General features: G+C 60.3%; 3 protein-coding genes. All 3 read right to left on the reverse strand.

Translation table 11 applies throughout. The features are described from left to right. Nucleotides 1–387, reverse strand: a 387-nt coding sequence (locus B3D39_RS19135; protein ID WP_286789965.1) for a cbb3-type cytochrome c oxidase subunit I, incomplete at its 3' end; no start/stop codon positions are given. A gap of 286 nt (nt 388–673) precedes the next feature. Continuing rightward, nucleotides 674–1105, reverse strand: a complete 432-nt coding sequence (locus B3D39_RS19140; protein ID WP_078520032.1) for a c-type cytochrome — start codon at nt 1103–1105, stop codon at nt 674–676. 114 nt (nt 1106–1219) lie between these two features. Next, a partial coding sequence (gene lipB / locus B3D39_RS19145; protein WP_286789966.1) for a lipoyl(octanoyl) transferase LipB occupies nt 1220–1693 on the reverse strand: 474 nt, incomplete at its 5' end.

The following is a 1693-nucleotide window of genomic DNA, read 5'->3' on the forward strand; positions in this document are numbered from 1 at the left end:
GTTCATCCGCGGGAACGCCATGTCCGGCGCGCCGATCTGGAGCGGCATGAAGTAGTTGCCGAAGCCCCCGAACAGCGCCGGAATGACGACGAAGAACATCATCAGGACGCCGTGATAGGTGATCATCACGTTCCAGAGGTGCCCGTCGGGGGTGCATTCCTCGGCCGAAGCGATGAAGCGCGCGCCCTCGGCGCACATGTATTGCACGCCCGGCTCCATCAGCTCGAGGCGCATGTAAACTGTGAACAGGACCGAGATCAGCCCCACCGCGCCTGCGGTGAAGAGATACAAGATCCCGATATCCTTGTGATTGGTCGACATGAACCAACGGGTAAAGAACCCGCGCGTGTCATGTGCGCCCTCGCCGTGAACGGCTGCGTCCGCCATAGTGATCTCCCATTTCTCCCGTCAGACCCGGGTCTCCCGTCCCTTTGGGCCTGAATGAACGGAGGTTATGAATATTTCGATGGCAGGGCAAGAATTCTGCACACGCATCCGTGAAAAAATGTCGCAGTTCTGTCAGGCGTGAGTGATCCGTGATCTCGCGCCCTTGGCAGGCTGTGCGAGCGTCGGGGTGGCGCCGCGCGGGCGTTGCGAATCCGCGACGCTGGCACAAAAAAAGCGGACCCCCGAAAGGGTCCGCCAACGAACGCGTGATGCGTTTATGTCGCGATCAGGACGCGGGCGCGTCGGGCGACACTTCTGCCGAACCGAGGTAAGCGGCGATGTCTGCCTGGTCCTTGCGCTGTTTGTAGGCCATGCCCGATTTCGCCTTGGGATCGCCGGTCTGCTCCTCGAGGAACTTCGACGGATCGGTGATGTATTCGGCGAGCAGCTCTTCGGTCCAGACGGCGCCGGTATCGGCGTATTCCTTGATCCCGTCCTTGTATTTATAGCCATCCACGGATGCGACCTTGCGACCGATCACGTTGTAGAGGTTCGGGCCGACCTTGCCGCCTTTGTAGATCGCAGTGCCATCGGGGGCGACGATCGAGTGACAGGCCTTGCACCGCTTGAATTCGTTTTTGCCTTTCTCGACGTCCTGCGCAAGCGCGGGGCTCGCAACGGTGACGGCGGTGATCATGGCAATAAGGCTGAGTTTCATCGCGTCTTCCTTGTTCATTTTGAGACGAAGCTCGGGCCCTCCCGACCCGGCTTTCACAGGGCAGTCACGCTGCCTTGAAGGGCGTTCTAACATGCATGATTGCCTATGTGTCCACTAAACTTCTGAGGTCGCATTTAGTTTACTCACAAAAATGCGACAGAATGTCGCACGTAGCGCGAGATCAAGATCGGCCATTTCGACCGGCAGGCCAAGATCGACGAGGCTGGTCACCCCGTGATCGCGAATCCCGCATGGCACGATTCCCTCGAAATGCGACAGGTCCGGCTCCACATTGATCGAGATGCCGTGGAAGCTGACCCATTTGCGCAGCTTCACCCCGATCGCGGCGATTTTGTCTTCGCGCAGGCTGCCATCCGCCGCTTTCGGCTTGTCGGGGCGCTGGACCCAGACGCCGACGCGGCCGTCGCGAATCTCGCCCTTTACGTTGAATTCGTCGAGCGCGGCGATCACCCAATCCTCGAGCTGGCGTACGAAGCAGCGCACGTCGCGCCCACGCTTGTTCAGGTCGAGCATCACATAGGCGACGCGCTGGCCGGGGCCGTGATAGGTGTATTGGCCGCCGCGCCC

The sequence above is a fragment of the Thioclava sp. UBA3469 genome, assembly GCF_002378135.1.
Taxonomy (GTDB): domain Bacteria; phylum Pseudomonadota; class Alphaproteobacteria; order Rhodobacterales; family Rhodobacteraceae; genus Thioclava; species Thioclava sediminum.

Excerpts from the sequence above, each read along its gene's own strand:
- B3D39_RS19140 (WP_078520032.1), bottom strand. The coding sequence starts at position 1,105 with ATGAAACTCAGCCTTATTGCCATGATCACCGCCGTCACCGTTGCGAGC.